The 25,079-nt window shown below is 36.7% G+C and carries 20 protein-coding genes; 12 read left to right on the top strand and 8 right to left on the bottom strand.

Translation table 11 applies throughout. The features are described 5' to 3' along the window. Positions 1 to 24: 24 nt before the first annotated feature. Positions 25 to 966, bottom strand: a complete 942-nt coding sequence (locus IGJ50_RS09105) for a serine hydrolase (protein ID WP_429949971.1) — start codon at positions 964 to 966, stop codon at positions 25 to 27. A 332-nt stretch (positions 967 to 1,298) separates the two neighbouring features. Between IGJ50_RS09105 and IGJ50_RS09100 the strand changes: the two genes are divergently transcribed. Both IGJ50_RS09100 and IGJ50_RS09095 read left to right on the top strand, forming a co-directional pair. Further along, on the top strand, positions 1,299 to 2,828 hold the full coding sequence (locus IGJ50_RS09100) for an ABC transporter permease (protein WP_429949969.1): 1,530 nt from the start codon (positions 1,299 to 1,301) through the stop codon (positions 2,826 to 2,828). 15 nt (positions 2,829 to 2,843) lie between these two features. Next, on the top strand, positions 2,844 to 3,503 hold the full coding sequence (locus IGJ50_RS09095; protein ID WP_069639675.1) for an ABC transporter ATP-binding protein: 660 nt from the start codon (positions 2,844 to 2,846) through the stop codon (positions 3,501 to 3,503). Positions 3,504 to 3,557: 54 nt separating this feature from the next. Here the strand turns inward: IGJ50_RS09095 and IGJ50_RS09090 are convergent, their stop codons facing one another. Genes IGJ50_RS09090 through IGJ50_RS09080 form a run of 3 tightly spaced genes read right to left on the bottom strand, consistent with a single transcriptional unit; the run spans position 3,558 to position 6,965 of the window. Continuing rightward, complete coding sequence (locus IGJ50_RS09090) at positions 3,558 to 5,450, bottom strand: fructose-1,6-bisphosphatase (RefSeq protein WP_429949967.1); 1,893 nt, start codon at positions 5,448 to 5,450, stop codon at positions 3,558 to 3,560. A 15-nt stretch (positions 5,451 to 5,465) separates the two neighbouring features. Beyond that, the gene (locus IGJ50_RS09085; RefSeq protein WP_069639677.1) at positions 5,466 to 6,278 is read right to left on the bottom strand and encodes a pyruvate, water dikinase regulatory protein; all 813 of its coding nucleotides are present in this window, start codon (positions 6,276 to 6,278) and stop codon (positions 5,466 to 5,468) included. Between the two features lie 51 nt (positions 6,279 to 6,329). Beyond that, positions 6,330 to 6,965 carry a helix-turn-helix transcriptional regulator gene (locus tag IGJ50_RS09080; RefSeq protein ID WP_069639678.1) on the bottom strand — a complete coding sequence of 212 codons (636 nt, stop codon included), beginning with the start codon at positions 6,963 to 6,965 and terminating at the stop codon, positions 6,330 to 6,332. A 171-nt stretch (positions 6,966 to 7,136) separates the two neighbouring features. Here IGJ50_RS09080 and ppdK point away from each other — a divergent pair, with 171 nt between their 5' ends. From ppdK to IGJ50_RS09050, 6 genes are all read left to right on the top strand, one after another. Next, positions 7,137 to 9,743 carry a pyruvate, phosphate dikinase gene (gene ppdK / locus IGJ50_RS09075; RefSeq protein ID WP_429949965.1) on the top strand — a complete coding sequence of 869 codons (2,607 nt, stop codon included), beginning with the start codon at positions 7,137 to 7,139 and terminating at the stop codon, positions 9,741 to 9,743. 251 nt (positions 9,744 to 9,994) lie between these two features. Next, the gene (locus tag IGJ50_RS09070) at positions 9,995 to 10,990 is read left to right on the top strand and encodes a serine hydrolase domain-containing protein (protein WP_207121465.1); all 996 of its coding nucleotides are present in this window, start codon (positions 9,995 to 9,997) and stop codon (positions 10,988 to 10,990) included. A gap of 90 nt (positions 10,991 to 11,080) precedes the next feature. Then, positions 11,081 to 12,382 carry a diaminopimelate decarboxylase gene (gene lysA / locus IGJ50_RS09065; protein ID WP_429949963.1) on the top strand — a complete coding sequence of 434 codons (1,302 nt, stop codon included), beginning with the start codon at positions 11,081 to 11,083 and terminating at the stop codon, positions 12,380 to 12,382. A 185-nt stretch (positions 12,383 to 12,567) separates the two neighbouring features. Beyond that, entirely contained in the window at positions 12,568 to 13,536 is a 969-nt protein-coding gene (locus IGJ50_RS09060) for an alpha/beta hydrolase (RefSeq protein WP_429949961.1), read from the top strand. Positions 13,537 to 13,552: 16 nt separating this feature from the next. After that, positions 13,553 to 13,921, top strand: coding sequence for an EamA family transporter (locus tag IGJ50_RS09055; protein WP_069639683.1), 369 nt, complete (start codon positions 13,553 to 13,555; stop codon positions 13,919 to 13,921). Beyond that, complete coding sequence (locus IGJ50_RS09050) at positions 13,918 to 14,265, top strand: EamA family transporter (protein WP_069639684.1); 348 nt, start codon at positions 13,918 to 13,920, stop codon at positions 14,263 to 14,265. The genes IGJ50_RS09055 and IGJ50_RS09050 overlap by 4 nt, the downstream gene beginning before the upstream one ends. Before the next feature lie 377 nt (positions 14,266 to 14,642). On the opposite strand, the gene IGJ50_RS09045 is transcribed toward IGJ50_RS09050, so the two are convergent. Further along, positions 14,643 to 14,984, bottom strand: a complete 342-nt coding sequence (locus IGJ50_RS09045; RefSeq protein ID WP_069639685.1) for a metal-sulfur cluster assembly factor — start codon at positions 14,982 to 14,984, stop codon at positions 14,643 to 14,645. Positions 14,985 to 15,169: 185 nt separating this feature from the next. Continuing rightward, a complete protein-coding gene (locus tag IGJ50_RS09040; RefSeq protein WP_429949959.1) occupies positions 15,170 to 15,739 on the bottom strand; it encodes a helix-turn-helix domain-containing protein in 570 nt (189 codons plus the stop codon). A 289-nt stretch (positions 15,740 to 16,028) separates the two neighbouring features. Here IGJ50_RS09040 and IGJ50_RS09035 point away from each other — a divergent pair, with 289 nt between their 5' ends. The 4 genes from IGJ50_RS09035 (at position 16,029) to IGJ50_RS09020 (ending at position 22,026) form a co-directional block, all read left to right on the top strand. Beyond that, positions 16,029 to 17,093 carry a dipeptide epimerase gene (locus IGJ50_RS09035; protein WP_069639709.1) on the top strand — a complete coding sequence of 355 codons (1,065 nt, stop codon included), beginning with the start codon at positions 16,029 to 16,031 and terminating at the stop codon, positions 17,091 to 17,093. Between the two features lie 16 nt (positions 17,094 to 17,109). Further along, positions 17,110 to 18,480, top strand: a complete 1,371-nt coding sequence (locus IGJ50_RS09030) for a transglutaminase domain-containing protein (RefSeq protein WP_069639687.1) — start codon at positions 17,110 to 17,112, stop codon at positions 18,478 to 18,480. Positions 18,481 to 18,510: 30 nt separating this feature from the next. Continuing rightward, positions 18,511 to 20,181, top strand: a complete 1,671-nt coding sequence (locus IGJ50_RS09025; RefSeq protein WP_069639688.1) for a peptide ABC transporter substrate-binding protein — start codon at positions 18,511 to 18,513, stop codon at positions 20,179 to 20,181. Between the two features lie 243 nt (positions 20,182 to 20,424). Continuing rightward, positions 20,425 to 22,026: a CTP synthase gene (locus IGJ50_RS09020; RefSeq protein ID WP_069639689.1), complete on the top strand. Its 1,602-nt coding sequence runs from the start codon at positions 20,425 to 20,427 to the stop codon at positions 22,024 to 22,026. A 53-nt stretch (positions 22,027 to 22,079) separates the two neighbouring features. On the opposite strand, the gene IGJ50_RS09015 is transcribed toward IGJ50_RS09020, so the two are convergent. Continuing rightward, positions 22,080 to 24,407: a PBP1A family penicillin-binding protein gene (locus IGJ50_RS09015; protein ID WP_429949956.1), complete on the bottom strand. Its 2,328-nt coding sequence runs from the start codon at positions 24,405 to 24,407 to the stop codon at positions 22,080 to 22,082. After that, positions 24,397 to 25,038, bottom strand: coding sequence for a Holliday junction resolvase RecU (recU, locus tag IGJ50_RS09010; protein ID WP_429949954.1), 642 nt, complete (start codon positions 25,036 to 25,038; stop codon positions 24,397 to 24,399). The genes IGJ50_RS09015 and recU overlap by 11 nt, the downstream gene beginning before the upstream one ends. Positions 25,039 to 25,079 lie beyond the last annotated feature (41 nt).

The following is a 25,079-nucleotide window of genomic DNA, read 5'->3' as shown; positions in this document are numbered from 1 at the left end:
GCTCAATAATCTGTTTAAAAATGATTATTCATTTGGATAATTATTTTTTTGAATCGTCCACAATTGATCAGTGATCGTTGAGATAAAAGCAATACCAGCATCTGTTTGACCCTTTGTAAACACCGTCAAGATAAAAGGCTGTTCTGTTTCCAAAATACCAATGTCATGTATAAAGCCTTCATAAGAACCAATTTTATGGGCCACTTTACCTGCGGTTGTTGGAGTCTCCATTCGTTCATGGAAAACAGTGTTTTTCATATAGTCATAAATCGTTTGATACTCCACATTTGATGCTTTTTCTTTATACAAAATCTTAAGAATCTTAGCCGCATCTTCAGAGGTGAATTTTGCGTCATCCCAATCCGTTTCTTTTTGTAAAAAATGAGCATAAAGTGCTTGTTTTGCTTTAACATCACCACCAAAAGTGTCATATAACATGTTTTTTGCAATATTATCAGAATAGGTGATGTTATATTCTTGCAAAGTTCTCACCGAATATTGTGGCTGGATATTATTGATAATGATCCCGGTTCCATCTTCATAATCTTCTTTTTCATTAAAAGTAAGCTGATCTTCCCATTTTAGACTACCTGATTCAGCTTTATCCGCAATCATCATTGCTAAAGGAACTTTGATCGTACTAGCGCTGTAAAATTCTTTCGTTCCATTTACAGAAATTTGCTTGCCTGTAGTTAAGTCAACATAAGTCATACCTATGTCGCCATTAAATGTTTTGGCAGCATCTATCATTGTTTGGTTGATTTTATGGTAGAAATCCGTCAGCTCAGGAGTTTCTATAGTTTTTGGTTCAGGATTTTTGTTTGCCGAAACAGCTGCTGATTTGATTGGAATACTAATTTTTTCACTTATTTCTGCTTCGTTTGCATAATCTACTGTATGAGCAGAAAAAAAGAACGATACGATCAAGAAGAAACAAATAGAGAAAATCATTCCATATAGAGTCATTTTCTTTTTTTCCAAATACCTTTCGTTCCTTTCTAACAATTGTAAGATAGCAATCTTATCTGATACTTATTTATCTAGTTCATTAAAAATAGAGCCACAATCATTTAATCATTTTTCTTGTAGATTTGCAAGGTTAGATATGGACGAAAATAATTGAAATCTGTATTTAAGGTTTGTTTAAGGTCCGTAAACTAAAGTAGTATCTGTCCAGAAGAAATAGTATTAATTGCTTTGGCAAATCATTAATACAGATGGATCAGCTAGAGTTGGCGGATTAATTTTTAGGAACGATAAAATGAGTCCGTTGCGTTTTTTATTTAAGGAGGAATTATATGAATTTTATCAAACGAGCAGCATTAAGTATGAAAGCTAAAAAGGGACGAACATTTTTATTATGTGCTGTTTTTTCAGCGATTTTAATTTTTGTTTTAGCTGGATTAACCATTCAAAGCGCTGCAATCACTGCAACAGAAAATGCCAAGAAAAGTGTTGGTGCCAGTGTCACGCTATCGGCGAATCGTGAAGCTGCGATGAAGAAAAGTCAAGACAGCACTACCAGTACAAAACCAGATCCAGGTAGTTTTAGTTTGACGCCAGTTTCATTAGCAGATGCGCAAAAAATCGCTGCTTTAGACAATGTGAAATCCTATTCATTTTTAGCCTCTTCATCGGCTGGAGCAGGTGATGGGATCACACCGATTTCAACTGATTCGGAAAGTGAGACGACAACTTCTTCAACAAGTAATAATGAACAAGCTGTTAATGAAGGGGAGGAACAAGCTCGAGGTGATGGACAAATGGGCGGTGGACCGATGGCTATGCAGCAGCAAAGCGATTTTCAAGTAAGTGGCGTAATGGATTTGTCGATGTTGAGTGATTTTTCAGACGGCATTGCTGAAATCACAAGTGGTGAAGCAATCAGTGAGGCTGATGTGGAGACAAATAATGTCGTTATTGAGCAAACCCTTGCTGAGGCAAATGAATTAAACGTTGGCGATACATTTAAACTGACAGATCCCGAAGATGAGACGAAAACTTATGAATTAACGATCAAAGGAATTTATAAGACATCTGAAAACGGAGACAGCATGGGGATGCAGTTCAATTTCTTGAATCCAGCGAACACCTTATATACATCATATACCTTTGCAAATACCTTAAAAGGAGATGACGCAACAGGAACGATTGATTCAGCAAGCTACACACTTAGTGATCCAAAAGCAATGGACACCTTTGTTGCCTCTGCTGAAAAGCTGATTGATACAGACAGCTTTAGTTTGCAAACTAACGATCAAGCCTATCAACAAATGCTACAACCTTTGAATAATGTTGCAAGTTTTGCTAAAAATATTGTGATTTTAGTCGCGGTCGCGGGAGTAATTATTTTAACTCTGATCGTCATGATGACAATTAGAGAAAGGCGATATGAAATCGGTGTATTATTATCACTTGGAGAATCACGCTTTAAAGTTGTCTTACAATTTTTCAGTGAGATCATTATTTGTATGGTTGTTGCTTTAGTCATTGCAACATTTAGTGGGAATATTGTCGGAAATGTTGTCGGTGAACAATTGATCAACCAACAATCTCAAAATGCTCAACAAACGGAAACGAATCAAGGTCAACCAGATAAAATGGGCGGTGACGGACAACAGCGCCAAGGCGGTCCAGGAGGAGCCATGGGTCGAATCGGAGCAAGCTCTGTTGAAGCAGCAGAAGCGATCCAAGAGCTAAATATTTCTGTACAACCAAAAGAAATCGCACTATTAGCAGGTTTAGGTATTCTAATTAGTTTCTTCTCGATAGTTTTATCTTCCGTTGGTATTTTGCGATTGCAACCAAAAAAAATCTTGACCACATAGAAAAGAGGAATTGCGATGTTACAAACACAAGAAGTAGGCTATTGGTATAAAAATGAAGACGAATTTCTTTATAAAAATGTGAATTTAACGTTTCAGCGAGGAAAAATGTACGCTATTTTAGGAGCGAGTGGTTCTGGCAAGACGACATTTCTTTCTTTAATTGCAGGACTAGACTTGCCAAAGGCTGGAGAGATCCTTTACAATGAAGAATCCTTGAAAAAAATTGGTCTTAGAAATTATCGTAAAAACGATGTCTCGATTATTTTCCAAGCGTATAATTTACTCCCTTATATGTCAGCGCTGGATAATGTTTTAACAGCTATGTCAATATCAAGTTCAAAACAGGCTGATAAAAAGACCTATGCTCTAGAAAATTTAGCGAATGTTGGGATTGATGAGGTCCTTGCCACTAAGAATGTGACCCAGCTTTCTGGTGGACAACAACAACGTGTGGCAATTGTTAGAGCGTTATGTTGTGACCATGAACTGATTGTAGCCGATGAACCTACCGGGAATTTAGATGAGAAAACATCCAAAGAAATCGTTCAGTTGTTCCAAAAAGTGGCACATGAACAACAAAAATGCATAATTATTGTGACCCATGAACAAGAAGTAGCGAATGCTTGTGATGCGGTTTATGAACTAAAGAATCAACGATTTGAACTGGTTAAGTAAAAAGGAAAAACGTGGAACAAAACTGTACTTTGGTTTTGTTTCACGTTTTTTTAGTTAAAAAGCTGATTGACCAGAATGTTTCAATTGATTGTTTAGCTGCTGTGTTTCTTTGATCAAAGTATGACCAATCGTTGTATCTTTGACCTTTAAACGTTCAATTTTCCGGTCAACGATTTGGCGGGTAGAAATAATATCATCATTTTTTTCGATGGCAGTTTCTTGATCAGAGAAGGGTTTATGGGCGGCTAACTGCATTCCAAAAGAATTATATAAAAGTGTATAACCGCCAATTCCAGTGACTTTTTGATACGCTTTTGAAAAACCGCCATCAATAACGATCATTTTGCCGTCAGCTTTGATTGGTGATTCGCCTTTGATTTGTTTTACAGGAGTATGGCCGTTGATAATGTGGCTATCAGGTTCATTAAGCCCGAAAGCTTTTAAGATATTTTGGCATACTTGAGAATCATTTCTTAATGAGTAATAAGCATTTTTTTCTTCCACGTGGGTTTGACATTCTTCAATAAAATAGCGCTCGAATGTTTTCATTGCTTCTTTTCCAAAGAGTGATGAACGCTCACCACACCATAAGTACCAAACGAGATCTGTTGAAAAATCTTCGGTTAACCATGGTTTTGAAAAGGCCTGCTGTATATTCGTTTCAAAAAAATCTAGTAACGCTTTACCCGCATACTTATTTTTGTTAAAGCTGATTTCTTGAAATGATCCATCATCATTAAGAGGAATACAGCCATGAATCAATAAATTGTGGTTATAAGACAGATACAATGCGCCTTTTTCCATAAGAAAAGTCATGTGCTGTTTTAATTTTGGGGAATTTTGAAACTGCTGCAATAAATCAGTGATGACCAATTCTTCTTCTGCTGATAATTGATAAGGCTGCTTCCAGTCAACTGTTTGAAAACATGTATTGACTAACTGATAAGCTTGACCATCGATCATAAGCTGATTTTCATGAATCTTGTCTAATAATAATCGATGGTCCATTTGAAATTCGGGACGGCGCTGAATTAATTGTCCTTCTAATTTTTCTTGGATCATTGCCATCGCCTGCTGGATTTTCATTGCATCTGTGCTTTCTAGAGTTGTAAGTTCTCTGTAAGGATTTTTTTTAGGGAAAAAATCCTTATTTTCCTGATAGATTTTACGGCTAAATGATTTTAGTAACTGTAAATCAATACCGTAGGCCTCTTCCAAGAGGTCTAAGTTGCCATAACGGGCACAAATTCGTAATACATTCGCTAAACAAGCTTTAGAGCCGCTGACAGCGCCAAGCCAAATGATATCGTGATTGCCCCATTGAATATCAAGTGAGTGGTAGTCGAGCAAAGAATCCATTATTTTATCAGGGTGAGGTCCTCGATCATAGATATCTCCAATCACGTGAAGATGGTCGATCACAAAACGTTGCGTTAAATAAGACAAGTCGGCTATAAAACGTTCAGCTTCTCCAAGTTCGATGATTTTTTGAATGATTTGTCGATAATAGGCTTTTTTATCTGTGGTTTCATCGTATTGATAAATCAATTCTTCTAAAATATAGGCGTAAGTTTGTGGTAATGCTTTACGGACTTTAGAACGTGTATATTTACTTGATGCAAATCGGACAATGATCAGTAACTGTTCAATCGTTTCAAACCACCAATTTTGCGGTAAACTTTGCGCCTTCTTTAATGACTGTATCTTTGCTTCTGGATAATAGATTAAAAAGCAGAGTTCATCTATTTTGTCTTGAGAAAGTTCTTGACTGAACAGCGTACTTACTTTGTCACGAATACTTCCTGAGCCATTTCTCAAGATATGATTGAAGGCGGCAAACTCACCATGAAGATCACTGATGAAATGTTCCGTTCCTTTTGGTAAATTTAAAATAGCTTCTAAATTAATAATTTCGGCAATCAGCTCATTTGAGTGAAGATTACTCATCAAGAGGACTCCTTACTATTGGTTTTGTGCCAAATCTTCGATTATTGTTGTCGTTTCTTCAATTGATTTTTTATCAACATTGATCACTAGGGCATTATATTTTTCAAAGATTCGATTAGCATAATCTAGCTCTTCTTGGATACGCTGCGCATTTGTATAAGCAGAATCTTCTTTCAATCCCAGTGAATGTAAACGCGATTTGCGAATGCCCATCAAGCTATCAATACTGGTTGTTAATCCGATGATTTTCTTTGGATCGATCTGGTCTAGTTCTGCAGGTAAAGCAACTTCTGGAATCAAAGGTAAATTAGCTACTTTATGATTGCGATTGGCCATATACATACTTAATGGCGTTTTGGATGTACGTGAAACACCTAATAAGACATAATCAGCGTCCAAGAACCCTTTTGCATCTTTTCCATCGTCATATCTTACGGCAAACTCAATTGCAGAAACGCGGCTAAAATACTGTTCGTTTAGCTTGTGAATAGCACCTGGTTCTTGCAAAGGCTGAACCCCAAAAGTTCCCTCAACAATTTCACTTAAAGGACTCATGTAATCAACAAATTGTAATCCAGTTCGAGTAGCGAAATCTTTCACTAAATTGACTAGTTTTTTGTTGACTAGCGTTGTAACAACGATTGCTTTATCGTGAAGGGCATCTTTTAGAATCGGCTGTAATAATTCTTCATCTGTAATAAATGGGAATCGTTGAATATCGCTCATATCAATGCTCGGATATTGAGCTGAGACAGCAGAAATGATTTTTTGTGCGGTTTCTCCAACTGAATCTGAGACTAAATAAATTTTAATTTTATCCTTTTGCATGAATACACTCTCCTAATTTTTAAAGGTTCGGTTGTTTGATCCGTTTTTTGATTAATAATTTTCCTTTTCAATATCATTGCCTGCATTGATAAAATAGGCCATCATTCTCGTTTTTGTGACTTTTCCAATCACTTTTTTTGGTTGATCAAGTGTAACAACGGGCAAGGTATCAATACTATGCTGCATCAATAAGCCGCCAGCTTCTAAAATCGTACGATCACGAGTGATGGTGATGATGTTGGGCATACGACTCATGATCATGGCTACTGGTGTTTTTTCAGTATTTGGATTACTGATAGCTGCTCGAAGCAAATCCTTGCGAGAAAGGATACCATTCAACTCATCATTGTCATCTTTGACGTATAAAGAACCAACATCATACATGAATAAATTGGTTACAGCATCATAAACTGTCGTACTTTGATGAATGAGGATAGGAGGTAACATGATGTCTTCCACCTTTTTTTTGTACAATTTTTCATAGAGTAAGGGTTCAATTGTTTGACCAGTATAAAAATAACCGACTTTTGGTCTAGCATCAAGCAAACCAGTCATCGTCAAAATAGCTAAATCACTGCGCAAGGTCGCCCGACTCAATCCTAGTATTTTTGCAATATTATCACCACTGATCGGTTCATTCTCCTTAACGATTTTGATGATTTCTAATTGCCTTGAGGTAAGTTTCATTTTATTGACCTACTTTCTAAATGTGACACACTAATTATTATATATTTCTTATAAAAATAAAGCAACCATAAAAATAAGATACACTAATAATGATTGACAATAAATGTGATACACAATATAATGATTTTTATACAAATGTGATACACTATTAGAGAGAAGGAGAGTTTGCGAGTGAAATATGTGATTGATTTTTTAGAAGGAAGTAAAGAACAAGCTGATTTGTTAGGAGGTAAAGGAGCAAATTTAGCGGAGATGACGAAATTGAAATTACCTGTTCCTACTGGTTTTACAATCACAACAGAAGCATGTTTAGCTTATTTAAAAGAAAAAGAGCAGGTCTTAAAGGAACTGAATGAAGAGATTCAAGTGCATATTCATAGTATGGAAAAAAGCACGGCAAAAAAATTTGGAAATGTCGCTGATCCATTATTAGTTTCAGTAAGAAGCGGATCCAAATTTTCAATGCCTGGCATGATGGATACTATTTTGAATTTAGGGTTAAATGATGAGACGGTGCTTGGTCTGGCTAAAAAGACTAGTGATGAACGTTTTGCATACGATTGTTATAGGAGATTGTTGCAAATGTTTGGTGATGTTGTTTGTGGTATTGATAAAAATCGTTTTGAAGAACAATTGGATTTTTATAAGTCAAAGAATAACTATCAGTCGGATACAGAGATGCAAGCGGCTGATTGGCAAGAATTGGTAACGGTTTATAAAGATATATTTTTGGAAGTGATCCATCAACCGTTTCCGCAAGATCCTTACGAGCAATTGACTCTAGCAGTTGAAGCTGTTTTTCGTTCGTGGAATAATCGCAGAGCTATCACTTATCGCCGTCTACATGATATTTCTGATTCACTAGGAACGGCGGTCAATATCCAAGAGATGGTCTTTGGTAACTTTGGGACTGATAGTGGAACAGGGGTAGCTTTTACAAGAAATCCTGCTACAGGTGATAAAGGAATTTTTGGAGAATTTTTACTCAATGCACAAGGGGAAGATGTTGTGGCAGGAGTAAGAACGCCACAACCAATCAGTCAACTTGAAACGTTGATGCCAGAAGTTTATCAAGAATTTTTGAAAATAAGTCATTTATTGGAATGTCATTATAAGGATATGCAAGATATTGAGTTTACGATCGAAAATCGAAAATTATATATTTTACAGACGCGAAATGGTAAGCGGACGGCCAAATCTGCGTTTAAGGTCTGTATTCAATTAGTAGAAGAAGGAATTATTTCTAAAAAAGAAGCAATTCAGCGAATTAATCCAACAATGGTGACGCAATTACTCCATCCGGTTTTTGAACCAGATGAATTAGAAAAAGCGACTATTTTTGCGAAAGGTCTGCCAGCAAGTCCAGGTGCTGCTAGTGGAAACATTTATTTTACAGCTGAAGGGGCAAAAAAAGCGAGTGAACAAGGAGAAAAGGTCATCCTAATTCGGCAAGAAACCTCACCAGAAGATATTGAAGGGATGGTAGTGAGTGAAGCAATCGTCACTTCTAGAGGTGGTATGACATCGCATGCTGCAGTAGTCGCTCGTGGGATGGGCGTTTGTTGTGTTGCCGGTTGTGAAGAAATATATGTTGATGAATTTCTAGAGCAAGCCACAGCAGGAAATGTTATTTTACGTCAAGGAGAGACGATTTCTGTCGATGGAACAACAGGAACCATTTATAGAGGTAGTATTCCCTATGTTGAAGGTGATGAATGGCAGTTGCTAGAAACGATCACGGATTGGGCAAAAGAAGAAGCCAGTATTGGTGTAAAAGCAAATGCAGAAACACCTGCAGATATTAAAACTGCGCTAAAATTAGGAGCCGAAGGAATTGGCTTGGCGAGAACAGAGCATATGTTTTTTGGTGAAAAGCGAATATTCGAAATGCGCAAAATGATTTTGGCGGAAAATGAAGAGTCACTAATGAAACCGTTAAATAACCTAAAAGAATTTCAAAAAGAAGATTTTCGGACGATGTTTACGTTATTAAACGGCAAAGCTTGTACAATTCGTTTATTAGACCCACCCTTACATGAATTTTTACCACAGACGGAAGAAGAAATTGCCCATTTAGCCAGTGCGACACAACGAACAATAGAGGAAATCAATCATCGAATTGAAGAACTGCATGAACAAAACCCAATGCTTGGGCACCGTGGTTGTCGTTTGGCGGTTACCACACCACAAATATATGAGATGCAGGTAGCTGCTATTATTGAAAGTGCTTTGGAGATTTCTCAAAAAGAAACAGACAGCGTGATTGTTCCTGAAATCATGATTCCACTGATTGGCAGTCAAGCAGAGATGAAATGGCTAAGAGAACGTTTGGAGCAAACAGTTCAATCAATTTTTTCTAAAACAGGCCAAGCTATTGCTTATAAAATTGGTACGATGTTAGAAATTCCAAGAGCGTGTTTAACTGCAGAAAAAATTGCTGAAGTTGCTGACTTTTTTAGCTTCGGTACAAATGATTTAACGCAGTTGACGTATGGCTTTTCACGAGATGACTCTGGTAAATTTATCAGTGCGTATCAAGATCAAAAATTGCTAAAAGAAGATCCCTTTCAACATATTGATGAAGACGGTGTGGGTATTTTAATGAAAATGGCTGTAGATAAAATAAGAAGTTATGATGCGACTATTAAAATTGGCGTTTGTGGTGAAGTTGGTGGAGATCCTCAATCGATTCGTTTCTTGAAAAAAATCGGTGTCGATTATATTTCATGTTCTCCCTATCGAATTCCCGCTGCAATTTTAACAATTGCACAAGAATAGAAGCAACTCATTAATTCAACATTTTTTTCATAGCTTAAAGAGCTGGAATATGACTTATTGAAGTCAGTTCCAGTTTTTCTATTTCTTAGTATTCTTTATTTCAGTCAGCTAATGCTATAATTTAGTGGAAGTAATTGGGAAAGGAAGAGATATTCGTGAATCGACTACGTAAACGAGTTCTTTTAATAAGCGTGTTCTGTTTACTTGTAGTGCTGGCAGGTGGTTGTTTCTTTTACAAAGAGTATCATTTAATGGAAACTAAACAGAGTAAACAAACGGAGACTGATACTACATCCAGTCGGCAAGAAACAATCGATCAAATCATCAATGATTCTCATTTTAAAGGGACGGTCTTATTGATCGACCAACAAACAAAATTCTATGAAAAAAGTTATGGCTATGCAGATGTGAATAATAAGTATCCAAATAAAATTGAGGGGATTTTTCCTATTGCTTCATTACAAAAAATAATCACAGGAGCCATTATTTTAACATTAGTGAAAGACGGAAAGCTTGAATTAGATGCGACCTTAGACAAATTTTATCCGCAAATCGATTTTAGTCAAACGATTACGATCCAGCAATTACTTGATCATCGTTCTGGTATTTCGATGGCTGAAGAAGCACCAAAACAACTGTTGATTAACGAGGAAAGTCAGTTGGAGAATGCATTGGATACGTTGACTGTAACGCATAATAAAGAATTTGACTATACAAATGGGAACTATACTTTATTAGCTGGAATTATTGCCCAAATCACTGGACAATCATATGAAATGGTTGTAAAAAAATGGGTGATCGATCCATTATCATTGACTCAAACTTATTTTTGGGATCAGTTACCGACGGATGAAATAACTCCGCAGCCTTATTTTTATACAGGGCAAGATTATCAAGACGATCCTTATCCAGCAAGCAAAAAATTATTTTCTAGCTTATTGGGTGCTGGTAATTTATATATGTCAGCGGAAGATTTTTGGCTAGTTATACAAGGCTTAGCTGACGGTCGACTTTTCCAACAAAGAGAGTATGAACAACTTGCTGATATCGATCAAGAAGGATATCGGGCAGGGCTGATTTATTTTGATGATTTAAAATATTCTCAAGGAAGTCTTGGTGGGTACGAAACGGCCGTGTATGGTGATCAGGATAATCAAAAACTAGTGATTCTTTTTGCAAATCAGCCAGCTTTTGATGGCATGAGAAAGCTAAGCGAAAAGTTATATGAGTATTTGTCACAAATTTGAATGGTTCGTTATAAAAAAATGGAAAATAGATAGGAAGTTTTTCATTTTTGTGCTATTATTTTTAATAAATCTGTTGAAGAAGGTGAAGAGATGCCACTATTATTTGGAACGGCAAAATTTAATGAACAAGAACATTTAACAATCGGTGGATGTGATACCGTTGTTTTAGCTGAAAAATACGGAACACCGTTATTTGTTTATGATGTTGCTCATGTTCGTGAACGCGCTCGAGGATTTAAACAAACATTCAATTCTTTAGGTGTAAAAAATAAGGTGATTTATGCCAGCAAAGCTTTTTGTTGCTTGGCTATGTACAAACTTTTAGAGGAAGAAGAATTAGGTTGTGACGTGGTTTCTGGTGGAGAACTCTATACGGCAATCAAAGGTGGGATGTCTCCTGAAAATATTGAATTCCATGGAAACAATAAAACAAAAGAAGAACTAAGTTATGCAGTAGATCAAAATGTTGGGATGATCATCATTGATAACTTTTATGAGATCGATTTATTAAGTACTATTTTAAAAGAAAAAGGAAAGCAGCAAAAAGTGATGTTTCGTATTACACCTGGTGTGGATGCCGAAACCCATGAATATATTTTAACTGGACAGGTCGATTCAAAATTTGGTTTCGATGTTATGAGCGGACAAGCGACAGACGCGCTAGAAAAAATCTTAGCGGATGAGAATTTGTTACTAAAAGGAGCGCATTGTCATATTGGCTCACAAATTTTTTCTGCAGAAGGATTTTTGGCGGCTGTTGAGAAGATGTTGTTGATTTTGAATGATTGGAAAAAAACGTTTGGTTATACTGTAGATATTTTAAATATGGGTGGTGGTTTTGGTGTTCAGTACACTGAGGCTGATGATCCGCTAGAGCCAGAAGCGTTCGTCAAAGCAATTGTCAATGGCGTAAAAGATCAATGTGAATTGTTAGATTATGCGTTTCCAGAAATTTGGATTGAGCCAGGTCGTAGTATTATTGCAGAAGCAGGAACTACGATTTATTCCATTGGATCGCAAAAAGTGATACCAGATGTCCGTCACTATGTTTCAGTAGATGGTGGTATGGGGGATAATATCCGACCAGCATTGTATGATGCTGTATATGATGGTTTTTTAGCTAATCGAATTAGTACAGAGGCGACCCAAGAGAGTAGAATTGTTGGGAAGTATTGTGAATCAGGTGATGTTCTAATCAAAAACATCGACTTACCTCCAATGAATCCAGAAGATTTGTTTGCGATGACTAGTACCGGTGCCTATGGTTATTCAATGGCAAATAATTATAATCGTAATTTAAAACCAGCCGTTGTTTTCGTGGAAAATGGTCAAGACAAACTAGCCGTTCGACGTGAAACATTTGAGGATCTGATTGCATTAGATTGTGAATAAATAGAGTATTTCTAAATCGTATAATGAAAACCAGCATACTGCAGATAATGCAGAGGCTGGTTTTTAATTTAGTCCCGCAGAAATCGAATTTTTTACTTTTTTGTTTTTGAGTACATTCATACTTTTTTTCTTAAATAAGAGTATACTTAAGAGAGAAATGAAAATAAAGAATCGAGGTGTCATTATTGAAGTGGATTGTGTTTGGTTTAGTGATTGTAGTGATTTTCATCGTTGCGGCTTCATTTTATGCGGCTAATTTTTTCTTGAGCGTAGCTCTTTTTAGAAACAATAAGTGGTATGACAAAACAGGTCACAAGATGATGAATCCAGATAATTTTAATAAAGGGACATCAAAGTATGACCTAACTGAAGAGCAGCAAAATCAACAAGGAGAAGTTTTTTGGCAGCAAGAAGTAGCTAAAGATTATTGGTTGGAAATAGGTCGTGAAAAGCTATATAGTCGTTTGATCGTTTCCCATCCTGATAGCAAAAAATGGGTGATTTGTGTTCATGGTTATCGCTCATATGGTAAACGGGACATGGCTTTTGTTGCTTCAAAATTTTCTGATCAACAGTATAATATTTTAGTTCCGGACTTAAGAGCCCATGGTAAAAGTACAGGTAACGTGATCGGCATGGGGTGGTTAGATCGTTTAGATTTACTAAAATGGATTCAAGAAGTGATCACGATCGAACCATTGGCTGAAATCGTTTTATTTGGTGGGTCGATGGGTGCATCTACTGTGATGATGACAAGTGGGGAGAGACTACCTAAAAATGTCAAAGGTTTAGTGGTTGATTGTGGGTATTCTTCGGTTTATAGTGAATTTGGCGCGATGCTGAGTTCGGCCTTCAAATTGCCTGCCTTTCCCATTTTGACTATTGCCAATCATTTAGCGAAAAGAAAAGTGGGCTATTCACTGAAAGAGGCGTCCTCAATTTCTCAACTGGCACAGAACAAATTACCGACGTTGTTTATTCATGGGACAGGAGATAAATTTGTCCCACATCAAATGCTCTATGAAAATATGGAAGCTACAAAAGGCGTAAAAGAAAGTTTGATAGTGGAACAGGCACCGCATTTGTCTTCGTTTATTTATGAACCAGATCACTATTTTGACACTGTTTTTGAATTTATTCATCGTTATTGTTAAGTGAGGGGGAAGTGGGATGGATGAAAGAAATAAACAACAGAAATTAAGTTTGGGTATTTTACTGATTTTGATTGCTGCAACATTAAGTAGTTTAGGTCAATTGGCATGGAAATTTGGCGCTGATGGAGTTGGGAGTTATGCAATTATACTCTATGCTATTGGTTTCGTAGCAGCAGGAGCAGGAATGTTTGTGATGATGGCCGCTTTTCGTTACGGTGAAGTTTCCATTTTACAGCCAATGATGAGCTTAGGTTTTGCACTGTCAATTGTTTTAGGGGCATTATTCCTAAATGAGAGCATTACGTGGTATAAATTGTTGGGAACAGGCTTCATCATTGTAGGCTCGATCCTTTTAGGAATCGAAGGGAATGAGGAAAAAATATGATCAATTATGCAGCGATTTTAACGATTTTGATCATTACGACTTTTTCGGGGAGTGCTGGGGCTTTAGCACTTAAAAAAGGGATGAATGATTTGCCTCAAATGAGTCTTAAGTTAGTATTGACTAATGCCTGGATTTATTTAGGGTCTTTCTTATATATTTTGAGTGCTGTGACGAATATTGTGTTATTGAAATTTTTAGATTATTCAATTGCGTTTCCGATGACGTCATTGACGTATGTTTGGACAGTTATTATTAGTTATTTTATTTTTAAAGAAAAGCTAAGTATTCGTAAAGTATTAGCGGTTGTGTTCATTATTATTGGGGTGTTTATTATCAGTCAATGAAGCGATTTATTGGTAATGATTTTGTTCTAGTTGTACTATAGAGATAGAAACAACAGGAGGGGTTACTATGACCGTCAAATCAAAAGGTATTGATAAAATCAAATTGGTTCAGGCAGTTACAACGATTGTCACAGGAATCATTATGTTGAATGCCGTATTAAAAGCAAATAAAAAATAAGTGGATACATTAACCAGATTACTGTGGAAACTCATCTGTAGAGTATCTACAGTTTCGATCCGATTGCTCATGACAGCTAATGGTTTCTAAAACAGCTTGAAAGAGAGTAATGAGAGTATCAAAAAGCTTTCTAGCAACTATTATTGAGGTAGTTACTAGAAAGCTTTTTGTTGTGTCCTAATGGTAATGTTAGCTAGTATCAACGGATTCCTAATGCAATTCGTGCGTAGCGGCTCATCTTATCAGTCGTCCAAGCTGGATACCAAACAAGTTTTACTTCTGGATTTTTTACTTCTGGAATTTCTTTTAATGCTTCATGGATTTGTTCAGTAAGAACGTCAGCTAATGGGCAACCCATCGTTGTAAGGGTCATTTTGATGACAGTATCACCAGTTTGTGCAAATTCTACTTCGTAAATCAATCCTAAATTAACGATATCGATCCCAAGTTCAGGGTCGATCACTGTTTCTAGAGCTGTTAAAATCTGCTCTTTGATATCTTCAATCTCTTCAGCAGACCATTCTTGATTTGTTTCAGTCATTGTATCTACTCCTTTTTCTTAGTCGTCCGTTTGATCAATGCGCGCATATTTGCGGGAATAACGGCACTCCTTTACAGTTTGTTCTTCCAATATAATACCTTTTTTTAAATACTTTGTAAATGAGAATCTTTTTCAATAAAATAGGAGCACCAAGCAGTTTCAGTTAGTGTAAATAACTAAAAAAATCAAAATTGCAGCGTAAACAGCATTAATTCATTTTCCGTTGCATTAACAACATTATGTTGAGTGTATGCTTCTAAAAAGATTGCATCGCCTTCGTGTAAAGTAAGTACTTCATCTTTTAGTTCGATGGTGGCTTCACCTTTTAGAATGTAGTTGATTTCACAAAGATTATGAGCGATTTTTCTACCGCTAGATGATGATTGAGCATCAATTGAAATTTTTGAGATAACCATGTTATCCGTATGTACGGGTAAATTAAATAAAGTATCATAATAAGTAGAATTTGTATGCCATGGATTATAGATAGTACCTGAAGAGTTTCGAATTACTTTATAACCATTTTCAGTCGTTTCATCTTCGTGTTGGATAACTTGAGGGGCTTCATTTGCCAAAAGATAAGCGACAGTGACATTTAGTGCATCAGCGATTTTTCTTAATGCTTCCAGTGATGGGCGATTGATACCACGTTCGATTTGTGATAAAAAGCTAGCAGAGTAACCTGTTTTTTCTCCTAATTCAGTTAATGTAATCCTTTTTTCTTTTCGTAAATTCTTGATTTTTCTAAATTCCATCTATAGCCGTCCTTTGTTTAGAGTCCTTTTTTCATTCATATTATCTCGAATTCGTTACAAAATTACAAGCACTTAGATTTTAATGAAAAAAACCACAGTTAATTCTCATTAATATGTTGACAATTCCATAGAGGAAACTTAAAATTGGAACTAATAATTCAAAATCTTCAATAAAATTTAACTAGAAATTAAAAAAAGAACGTTTAATATTTCTTTGAGAATGATTTAAATATTAAAGAGTAATTAGAGATGCGAATGAAATATAATGATGACTACTGGGGGAAATATTTTGAAAATCACGAAAATTAATGTAGCGGCAAAAGCGGTAAAGTTAAAAGAACCAATTACGATTTCATTAGGAACGATCGAGCATTCAATGAGCGCAATCGTTGAAATCGAAACAGATGAAGGGATTGTTGGCTATGGTGAAGGCTCACCTGGAATCTTGATTACAGGTGAAACCTTAAAGGGGACAACTGAGTGTATTCAATTATTTGAAAAACAGTTACTAGGTACTGATCCTTTAGATATAGAAAAAGTTCACAACGTCATGAATTCTGTTGCAGCAATGGCGCCTTCTGCAAAGACTGCAATTGATATTGCTTGTTATGACTTACTTGGAAAAAAAGCTAACCTACCAGTGTATAAACTTTTAGGGGGATTTGATTCTGCGGTCAAAACAGATATGACGATCGGACTTGATACACCTGAGATCATGACTGAAAAGGCGAAATTGGCTGTTTCTCAAGGATTTGATACGTTGAAAATCAAAGTAGGAACGGGTTTTGCAGCGGATCTTGCACGAATTAAGGCGATTAGAGAAGCGATCGGTAGTCAAATAAATCTGCGATTAGATGCCAATCAAGGTTGGAAACCAAAAGAAGCTGTAAATACAATCAATCGTTTAGCAGAATATGGTATTGAGTTAGTTGAACAGCCGGTAGCCTATCATGATATTGAAGGGTTGACCTTTGTTACAAATCACGTATCAACGCCGATTATGTCTGATGAAAGTTGTTTTAATTCTAAAGATGCACTGCGTTTGATCAAAGCACATGCTGTTGATTTTGTGAATATTAAACTAATGAAATGTGGTGGAATTCATGAAGCACTTAAAATCAATAGTATTTGTGAAGCAGCTGGAGTTGAGTGTATGATCGGTTGTATGGTTGAAGAAACCAACATTGGTGTAACTGCCGCAGCGCATTTGGCCGCCGCAACTAAAAATATTACAAGAGCTGATTTAGATGCAACTTTTGGATTGAATGAAGTCGCGATTCCAGGTGGTGTTGGCTTAGAACCGACCAGCTTGATTACGTTATCCGCAAAGGCAGGCTTAGGTTTGAGTAAATAAGAAAGGGGAATACAAGATGTATTATGAGTTAAACTATATGAGCGTACCGTTACCAGAAGACGTAATCAAATTAAAAAATTATGGGGATTTTGATGGTGCTGGGAAATTGATTGACTATCTACTTGAAAGTGAATTACCACAAGCTTTAAAAAAACGCTTAGAGATCGAACAAGATATTATTCGAATCGTTGGCATTAATGAATATCCATTTGACTTCGTCGAAGCAAATAAAATGATGAAGGAAACCTTTAAAGAGTATCAGGAGCAGGAACTAACTATTTTGAAGGAAACAGGAAAAGTTGATTGGCTCTATATAGATGGCAAGGTCCATTTCCAACGACGTTTCTTAATGAACCTGATCAAAACTCAAGCCGATTATGAAGCAAGATTGATCGTCAAAGAAGATAATGAGACAGATCGTCTACGCAAACAAGAGTTAACTCAAAATATTCAGCTAATGAAAGAACGTGGCTATCGGAAAGTAAAACTACATTTGAAAACAAGTATTCAAGTAAAAAAAGAATACGAACGACCAGGAGAAACAGTCAAGGTTTATTTACCATTGCCAAAAGACTGTAAACAAATTTCGGATATACAAATCATAAAGACAACACCTGAGGCAAGTTTTATTGCTCCTGAAAATGAAGCACAGCGTACTGTTTGTTTTGAAACAGTTTTACAAGAAGATCAAACTTTTTCAGTAGAATATAGCTATGTCAATCAAGTCGATTATGTTGATTTAGATCCGAACAAAGCCTCAGAGCTACAACCAGAATTCGAATTAAGCGAGCAACTTCCGCATATTCGCTTTACGCCGTACTTGGAACAAGTGTTAGCAGAGATTTTAGCAGGGGAGACTAATCCAATTATCAAAGCACGTAAAATCTATGACTTTATTACAACAAAAGTCAATTATTCGTTTATGCGGGAATATTTTACAATTGAGAACATATCGGAGTATGCTGCTGTCAATTTAAAGGGCGATTGCGGTGTTCAAGCAATCTTGTTTATCACCTTATGCCGAATGGCTAAAATTCCGGCAAAATGGCAATCAGGCCTATATGTGTCCCAATATTATACCGGCTGTCATGATTGGGCGCAATTTTATATTGCACCGTATGGTTGGCTTTTCGCAGATTTATCATTTGGCGGCGGTGCTCGTAGAAATGGTGATTTAGATCGTTGGAATTATTATTTTGGTAATTTAGATATTTTTAGAATGCCAGCAAATAGCGAAATTCAAACCGATTTTAATCCACCAAAACAATCTCTCAGAGCTGATCCCATCGACAATCAGCGGGGAGAATTCGAATATGAGAACCAAGGACTTCCATATGCCTATTTGGATGTAAAACAAGAGTTAGTTGCTATGGAAGAACTTGTCTAATAAATAAAAATGAAGGAAAAGGTGGAACGTATGAAAAAAGGGTTAAAACAAAGTTTAACAGTGTTAACAACAGTGCTGCTGCTTTCGGCTTGCGGGGGAAATTCAAGCGATAAATCAGCAAACAGTACAGACAAGAAGAATGAAACTGGGCAAAAATCAGCAAAAGTCTTAAACTTGATGGAAGCTTCAGAAGTAGGATCGATGGACACGATTTTCACGCAAGATGAACCAAGTGTCAATGCCCAATCCAATGTTTTTGAAGGACTCTATCAATTAGATGAAAAAGATACAATCATTCCTGCTGTAGCAAAAGAATTACCAGAAATTTCGGCAGATGGTAAAACATACACTATTAAACTTAGAGATGATGCGAAATGGTCAAATGGAGATAACGTAACAGCCAACGATTTTGTTTTTGCTTGGAAAAAGATGGCTGACCCTAAAAATCAGGCAAACTACTTCTTCTTGATGGATGGCACGATTCTCAACGGGACAGAAATCGTAAATGAAGAAAAATCAGCAGATGAACTAGGCGTAACAGCTATTGATGATTACACACTTGAAATCAAAATGGAAAAGCCTGTTACTTATTTCACTTCATTATTAGCATTTTCACCTTTCTTTCCGCAAAATGAAAAATTTGTAACGGAAAAAGGTAAAGAATACGGAACATCTAGTGAAAATATTGTATCTAATGGCCCATTCTTGATGGAAAACTGGGATCAATCATCAATGTCTTGGGATTTGGTTGAAAATCCAAATTATTATGATGCAGATAAAGTCAAATCAGAAAAAATCCATTTTGAAGTGTTAAAAGAAACCAATACGGTTTTCAATCTATATGAATCAGGCGAATTAGATGTAGCGATTCTGACAGGAGATTTCGCTAAGCAAAATAAAGATAATCCTGATTATGAAGCAGTTCAACGCTCAAAAGTTTATTCTTTACGAATGAATCAAAAAAGAAACGACAAGCCATCGATCTTTGCAAACGAAAATGTACGTAAAGCTGTTGCCTACGCGCTTGATAAGAAGAGCCTAGTAGAAAATATCTTAGCAGATGGTTCCAAAGATATTTATGGTTATATTCCAAAAGACTTTGTTGCAAATCCTGAAACAGGAGAAGATTTTAGAAAAGAAGCTGGGGATCTAGTGAAAACAGATGAAAAATTAGCCAAGGAATATTTAGAAAAAGCGAAAAAAGAATTAAATGGAGACGTGACCATCGAATTATTATCTAAAGATGGTGATGGCGATAAAAAAGTGGCAGAATTCATTCAAGGTCAATTAGAAAAAACACTACCAGGTTTAAAAATCAATGTGAAGACAGTTCCATTGAACAACTCCATCGAACTGATGAAAAAAGGGGACTATGAACTTTCTGTCAGCATGTGGGGTCCAGATTATCAAGACCCTATGACCTTTTTAGAAAGCTCAGTTAGTACCAAGAATAAAACTAGCTATCGTAGTGAAAAATATGATCAATTAATCGATGATGCGTCGAACAAATATGCAAACGAACCGGAAAAACGTTGGGAAACATTGATTGCAGCTGAAAAAGTCTTGGTAGAAGAAGATGTTGCATTGATTCCATTATACCAACAAGCAAGAGGACAATTAGTTCGACCGGGTGTCGAAGGAATCGAGTACCATAACTTTGGTGCAACTAGCACGTATAAAAACGCTTTTATCAAAGAGTAAACGAATATCGATTTAAGATTTTACTAAAAAACTAAACATCTTCGATCAGAAACACTTGACCTCAAATTGATTTGCTTGTATTATACTACTTGGGCACCTTTGAGAAGGTCAGAAGTTTACAACGAATTTCAGCTCCCTATTCATTTTGGATAGGGAGCTTTTGCTTTTTGTTTTCAGAAAAAGAAACAGTTCATTGTTTGCTTCTCTCTACAAATCTATTTTAAGAAAGGGTTTTTTTATATTATGACAAAATATATCTTTGTTACAGGCGGCGTAGTTTCTTCGATTGGTAAGGGAATTGTCGCAGCATCTCTAGGACGTTTATTAAAAAATCGTGGCTTGAAAGTAACGATTCAAAAATTTGATCCATATATCAATGTGGATCCAGGAACAATGAGTCCTTATCAACATGGAGAAGTTTTTGTCACAGATGATGGTGCCGAAACAGATTTGGATTTAGGTCATTATGAACGATTTATTGATATCAACTTAAATAAATATTCAAACGTGACAACAGGGAAGATCTATTCAGAAGTATTAAGAAAAGAACGTAAAGGTGAATACTTAGGCGCAACAGTACAAGTGATTCCTCATATTACAAATGAAATCAAAGATAAAATCATGCGTGCAGCTAGTATGACGGATGCGGATATCATTATTACAGAAGTTGGTGGAACGGTTGGTGATATTGAATCATTACCTTTCTTAGAAGCTTTACGCCAAATGAAAGCAGAAGTAGGCAGTGATAACGTGATGTATATCCATACGACCTTGATCCCTTACTTAAAAGCAGCTGGCGAAATGAAAACAAAACCAACCCAACATAGCGTAAAAGAATTACGCAGCTTAGGAATCCAACCAAACATTCTAGTTGTTCGTACAGAATTACCTGTTTCTCAAGGGACAAAAAATAAATTAGCGCAATTTTGTGATGTAGAACCAGAAGCAGTTATTGAATCACGTGATGTAGAAACACTTTATTCTATTCCATTAGCCCTACAGGCGCAAAACATGGATCAAATTGTTTGTGATCATTTAAAACTAGATGTACCTGTTGCTGATATGACAGAATGGCGTACATTGGAAGAAAAAGTTTTAGGCTTGAAGAAAACGACAAGAATTGCTCTAGTCGGAAAGTATGTCGAATTACCTGATGCCTATCTGTCAGTAGTCGAAGCATTGAAACACGCTGGTTTTGCTTTTGATTCAGACATTGTGATCGATTGGATCGATTCACAAGAATTGACTGCAGAAAATACTGCAGAAATTTTAAAAGATGCCGATGGAATCTTGGTGCCAGGTGGATTTGGTGATCGTGGTGTGGAAGGGAAGATCGAAGCGATTCGTTTTGCCCGTGAAAATGATGTGCCGTTTTTGGGAATTTGTTTAGGCATGCAAATGGCCTGTGTTGAATTTGCGCGCAATGTCGTTAAATTAGAAGATGCTGGTTCTGCTGAAAACAATCCAGAGATTTTAAATAACATTATTGATTTGATGGCAGATCAAGAAAACGTTGAAAATCTTGGCGGAACATTACGCTTAGGCTTATATCCATGCAAACTTAAAAAAGGCAGTGTCACTGCAACTGCATATGAAGGACAAGAAGTCGTGCAAGAGCGTCATCGTCATCGTTATGAGTTCAATAATAAATACCGTCAATTATTTGAGGAAAAGGGCTTAGTCTTTTCGGGTGTATCGCCAGATAATCGTCTAGTTGAAATTGTTGAGCTGCCAGAGAAAAAATTCTTCGTCGCTTGTCAATTCCATCCGGAATTGATTTCTAGACCAAACAGACCACAACTTTTGATCAAAGGGTTTGTTGAAGCAGCTTTAAATAATCAATAAGCTAAAAAGGTACGCTATCATGAATAGATAGCGTACCTTTTTTTGTTTCTATATCAGTCAGAAGTCGAACGCCTTCTGACTGAATTATTTTGTATAACAGGAGGAACAGATGATTGTTCTGGCGGATCACTACTTGGCAATACCTCGCTTGGGGATGTTGACACCGGTGGCTCAGGTTGCTGCGTAGAAGTAGCAGGAATTTCATTAGGCTCTGTTGCAGAAGGTTCAGTTTGTGAAGGCATTGTCGAGCTGCTAGACGTCGAATCAGAACTTGTTGAACCTTCAGAAGATGAAGAAGTTACAGAGCCTGTATTTGAAGGCAATAGTTGTTCTTCATAAGCACCTTTAACATACAACTCGCTACCAGAACGTATCACCGTATCCGGCATGACCCAATCATCATTAGAAACGCCTTCTGAAAGATAAGTCATCATTTCTCGATAAACGTCTGAAGCTGTTCCCCAGTATTCGTAAGGAATAGGGGTTAAGCGCTGCTTATAGCCTGTCCAAACCGAAACTGCATAATGAGGAGTATACCCAACAAAAGTGCTGTCAGGGGCAATGCTGGACGATTCAGAAGCGCCCATTTTTGCAAGATCCTCCTCTGTATAATTGGCTGTACCTGTTTTCCCAGCTTGTATCAAACCAGGAATGCCTGCATTGAATGCTGTACCGCCAGATATAACGTCTTTTAGCATGTCAGTCATCATATAAGCTGTGGAATCTTTCATTGCTCGTTTACTTTCAGTTTCTGTGACATCTTCAGAACCGTCTTGATAAACAACTTTATTCACGTAATAAGGTTTATTATAGACACCCATATTAGCAAATGCAGCATAGGCAGCTGCTAATTTTAAAGAAGAAACACCATATTTATTGCCATCTAGTTCACTGGTGTTACTAGAGATCGCATTTGCGGCAACAATTTCTTTAAATTCAATACCTAAATCTTTTAGGAAGGCAGCAGATTTATCACTACCAACAGCGTCAAATGTTTGAATAGCTGTTGTATTACGAGAATACATAATGGCTTTACGCATCGTTAATGCACCATAATATTGCATGTCCGCATTGGTAACTGGAATAGTTGTTCCTTCATAAGTAGTAGGTTTATCCATCATGATACGACCAGTTGAATAGTTCAGGTTTTCGATAGCTGGACCATAATCTGCAATAGGTTTCATCGTTGAACCAACATCTCGATCGGTTTCGATAGCAGAATTTGTACCTAATTGTACATCATCAGGGATATTCCGTCCGCCAATTTGAGCTTTGACTTGCCCGGTTTTGACATCGATGACGGTTGAAGCAACTTGGAAATCGGGATCAGGATATTGGACATAAGTGTCACTGTTAATAATATCATAGAGTCGTTTTTGGGCATTCATATCAAGATTTGTATGGATATCTAAACCATCGGTGTAGACATTTTTCCCCATAGCTTCGACTTCAGCGATCACTTCTCGGATATAATTATCAACGATTTTACGATTTTCATTCGATTGTTTTAGTGGTTGTAGGCCATCATCGATTGGAGTCGCTTTAGCTTCATCATATTCTTTTTGTGAGATTTTTTCATTTTCTTTCATGGTGTATAACACAACGTCACGTCGTTCTTTTGCGACATCCGGGTTGACATATGGGTCGTAATCATTGGGCGCTTGCGGCATACCAGCTAGTAAGGCAGTTTGTGGAAGGGTTAGTTCAGCTAACGGTTTTCCATAATAAGATTGAGCTGCCGTTTCCATGCCATATAAACCATTGGCCATATATACTTTGTTAATATAATAGGTTAGAATCTCTTCTTTTGATTTTTCTTTTTCTAGTTTCATTGCTAGCCAAGCTTCTTGTGCTTTTCGTTTAAGATTTTGATCTTTTTCTTTGGTAGAAAAATAGGAAAGTTTGATAAGCTGCTGGGTTAGTGTACTACCACCTTGCAGACCGCCTGTTTTAAAGTTTGAAAAGGCCGAACCAATGATTCGGATCGGATCAACACCGCTATGCTTATAAAAACGTTTATCTTCAACAGACACAACAGCATCTTTCAGTAAGTCTGGAACGTCCGTAGGTTTGATGATTTCGCGTTTTTCAGCACCTAATTCTTCAAAAACTTCATTATTTGCGTCATACAATTTGGAAGATACAGTTGCACTTAGTTTATCATCTTCTAATTTTGGTGCGTCCTTTGCATAGGACCAGAAGAGTCCAAGGCCTGCAAGGAAGCCTAGAATACCAAGCAGAACTAATCCAAGAAAGAGTTTCAGAAAGATTCTTTTTTTCTTAGGTTTTTTGCCACCATTAGAGGGCGGAATGTCAGCGCCTGTGGATGTAGGTATATGCCCGTGTCTGGCAGCGCGTGATCCTATTTCATCAGTTGTCATTAATCGCAACTCCTTTGTTTGATTGAATATGTTGCCGAACTGCGTCTAAATAAGGGATTCTTGGCGCAATTCCAATTTGGATTTCTATCCCATTTTTTTCAATAATAGATAAAGGCAACGATTTTTTTCCAGTGCTTTCTTGTTCTGACCAATAGGTTACTAATTCTTCTCCGCTAAAAAAGAAACATTTATTCAATGAAGAAAACCACAATAAAACAAAGCAAATTCCTTTTTGCGCTAAGCACTGCTCCATATGATCAATCTGGTGTTGGTGAAAGTTTTTTAAAGGAAAAGAAGTTTTATTCTTAGTTTCCTTTGCTTCAAAATCCAGATAGTAACCATTATAAACACCATTATAATCAGTTGTAGAGGCTTGTCTAAAATAAGCTTCCTTGATCACAGCGGCACTGCGGCTTGGATAATCAACTTTGACAATTTGAAGAGGAGTAGGTTTTTTGTGGACAACCGCAGTATTGCGCATTAAATAGTACGCATTACTTTTATTGATTTCTTCCTCAAAATCCATGCCACGTTTACCAAATTGAATTGATTTTTGTTTTTTTACTTGTTTTTTTGATTGGGGTGCTTCATGATTATTGTAGGGAGTACCATTAGGATAATGAAAAGCCATTTCTATCACACTCCTAGCCAACATTATAACAAAAAATCTTT

It is taken from the genome of Enterococcus sp. AZ101, from assembly GCF_050499005.1.
Lineage (GTDB): Bacteria > Bacillota > Bacilli > Lactobacillales > Enterococcaceae > Enterococcus_L > Enterococcus_L ureilyticus.
Note: the sequence above shows the minus strand (reverse complement) of the source record. Positions and strands in the feature narration are given on the sequence as shown.

Coding starts and splice junctions, on each gene's coding strand:
- IGJ50_RS09105 (WP_429949971.1), bottom strand. CDS start 966: ATGACTCTATATGGAATGATTTTCTCTATTTGTTTCTTCTTGATCGTA.
- IGJ50_RS09100 (WP_429949969.1), top strand. CDS start 1,299: ATGAATTTTATCAAACGAGCAGCATTAAGTATGAAAGCTAAAAAGGGA.
- IGJ50_RS09095 (WP_069639675.1), top strand. CDS start 2,844: ATGTTACAAACACAAGAAGTAGGCTATTGGTATAAAAATGAAGACGAA.
- IGJ50_RS09090 (WP_429949967.1), bottom strand. CDS start 5,450: ATGAGTAATCTTCACTCAAATGAGCTGATTGCCGAAATTATTAATTTA.
- IGJ50_RS09085 (WP_069639677.1), bottom strand. CDS start 6,278: ATGCAAAAGGATAAAATTAAAATTTATTTAGTCTCAGATTCAGTTGGA.
- IGJ50_RS09080 (WP_069639678.1), bottom strand. CDS start 6,965: ATGAAACTTACCTCAAGGCAATTAGAAATCATCAAAATCGTTAAGGAG.
- IGJ50_RS09070 (WP_207121465.1), top strand. CDS start 9,995: ATGGAAACTAAACAGAGTAAACAAACGGAGACTGATACTACATCCAGT.
- lysA (WP_429949963.1), top strand. CDS start 11,081: ATGCCACTATTATTTGGAACGGCAAAATTTAATGAACAAGAACATTTA.
- IGJ50_RS09055 (WP_069639683.1), top strand. CDS start 13,553: ATGGATGAAAGAAATAAACAACAGAAATTAAGTTTGGGTATTTTACTG.
- IGJ50_RS09050 (WP_069639684.1), top strand. CDS start 13,918: ATGATCAATTATGCAGCGATTTTAACGATTTTGATCATTACGACTTTT.
- IGJ50_RS09045 (WP_069639685.1), bottom strand. CDS start 14,984: ATGACTGAAACAAATCAAGAATGGTCTGCTGAAGAGATTGAAGATATC.
- IGJ50_RS09040 (WP_429949959.1), bottom strand. CDS start 15,739: ATGGAATTTAGAAAAATCAAGAATTTACGAAAAGAAAAAAGGATTACA.
- IGJ50_RS09030 (WP_069639687.1), top strand. CDS start 17,110: ATGTATTATGAGTTAAACTATATGAGCGTACCGTTACCAGAAGACGTA.
- IGJ50_RS09025 (WP_069639688.1), top strand. CDS start 18,511: ATGAAAAAAGGGTTAAAACAAAGTTTAACAGTGTTAACAACAGTGCTG.
- IGJ50_RS09020 (WP_069639689.1), top strand. CDS start 20,425: ATGACAAAATATATCTTTGTTACAGGCGGCGTAGTTTCTTCGATTGGT.
- IGJ50_RS09015 (WP_429949956.1), bottom strand. CDS start 24,407: ATGACAACTGATGAAATAGGATCACGCGCTGCCAGACACGGGCATATA.
- recU (WP_429949954.1), bottom strand. CDS start 25,038: ATGGCTTTTCATTATCCTAATGGTACTCCCTACAATAATCATGAAGCA.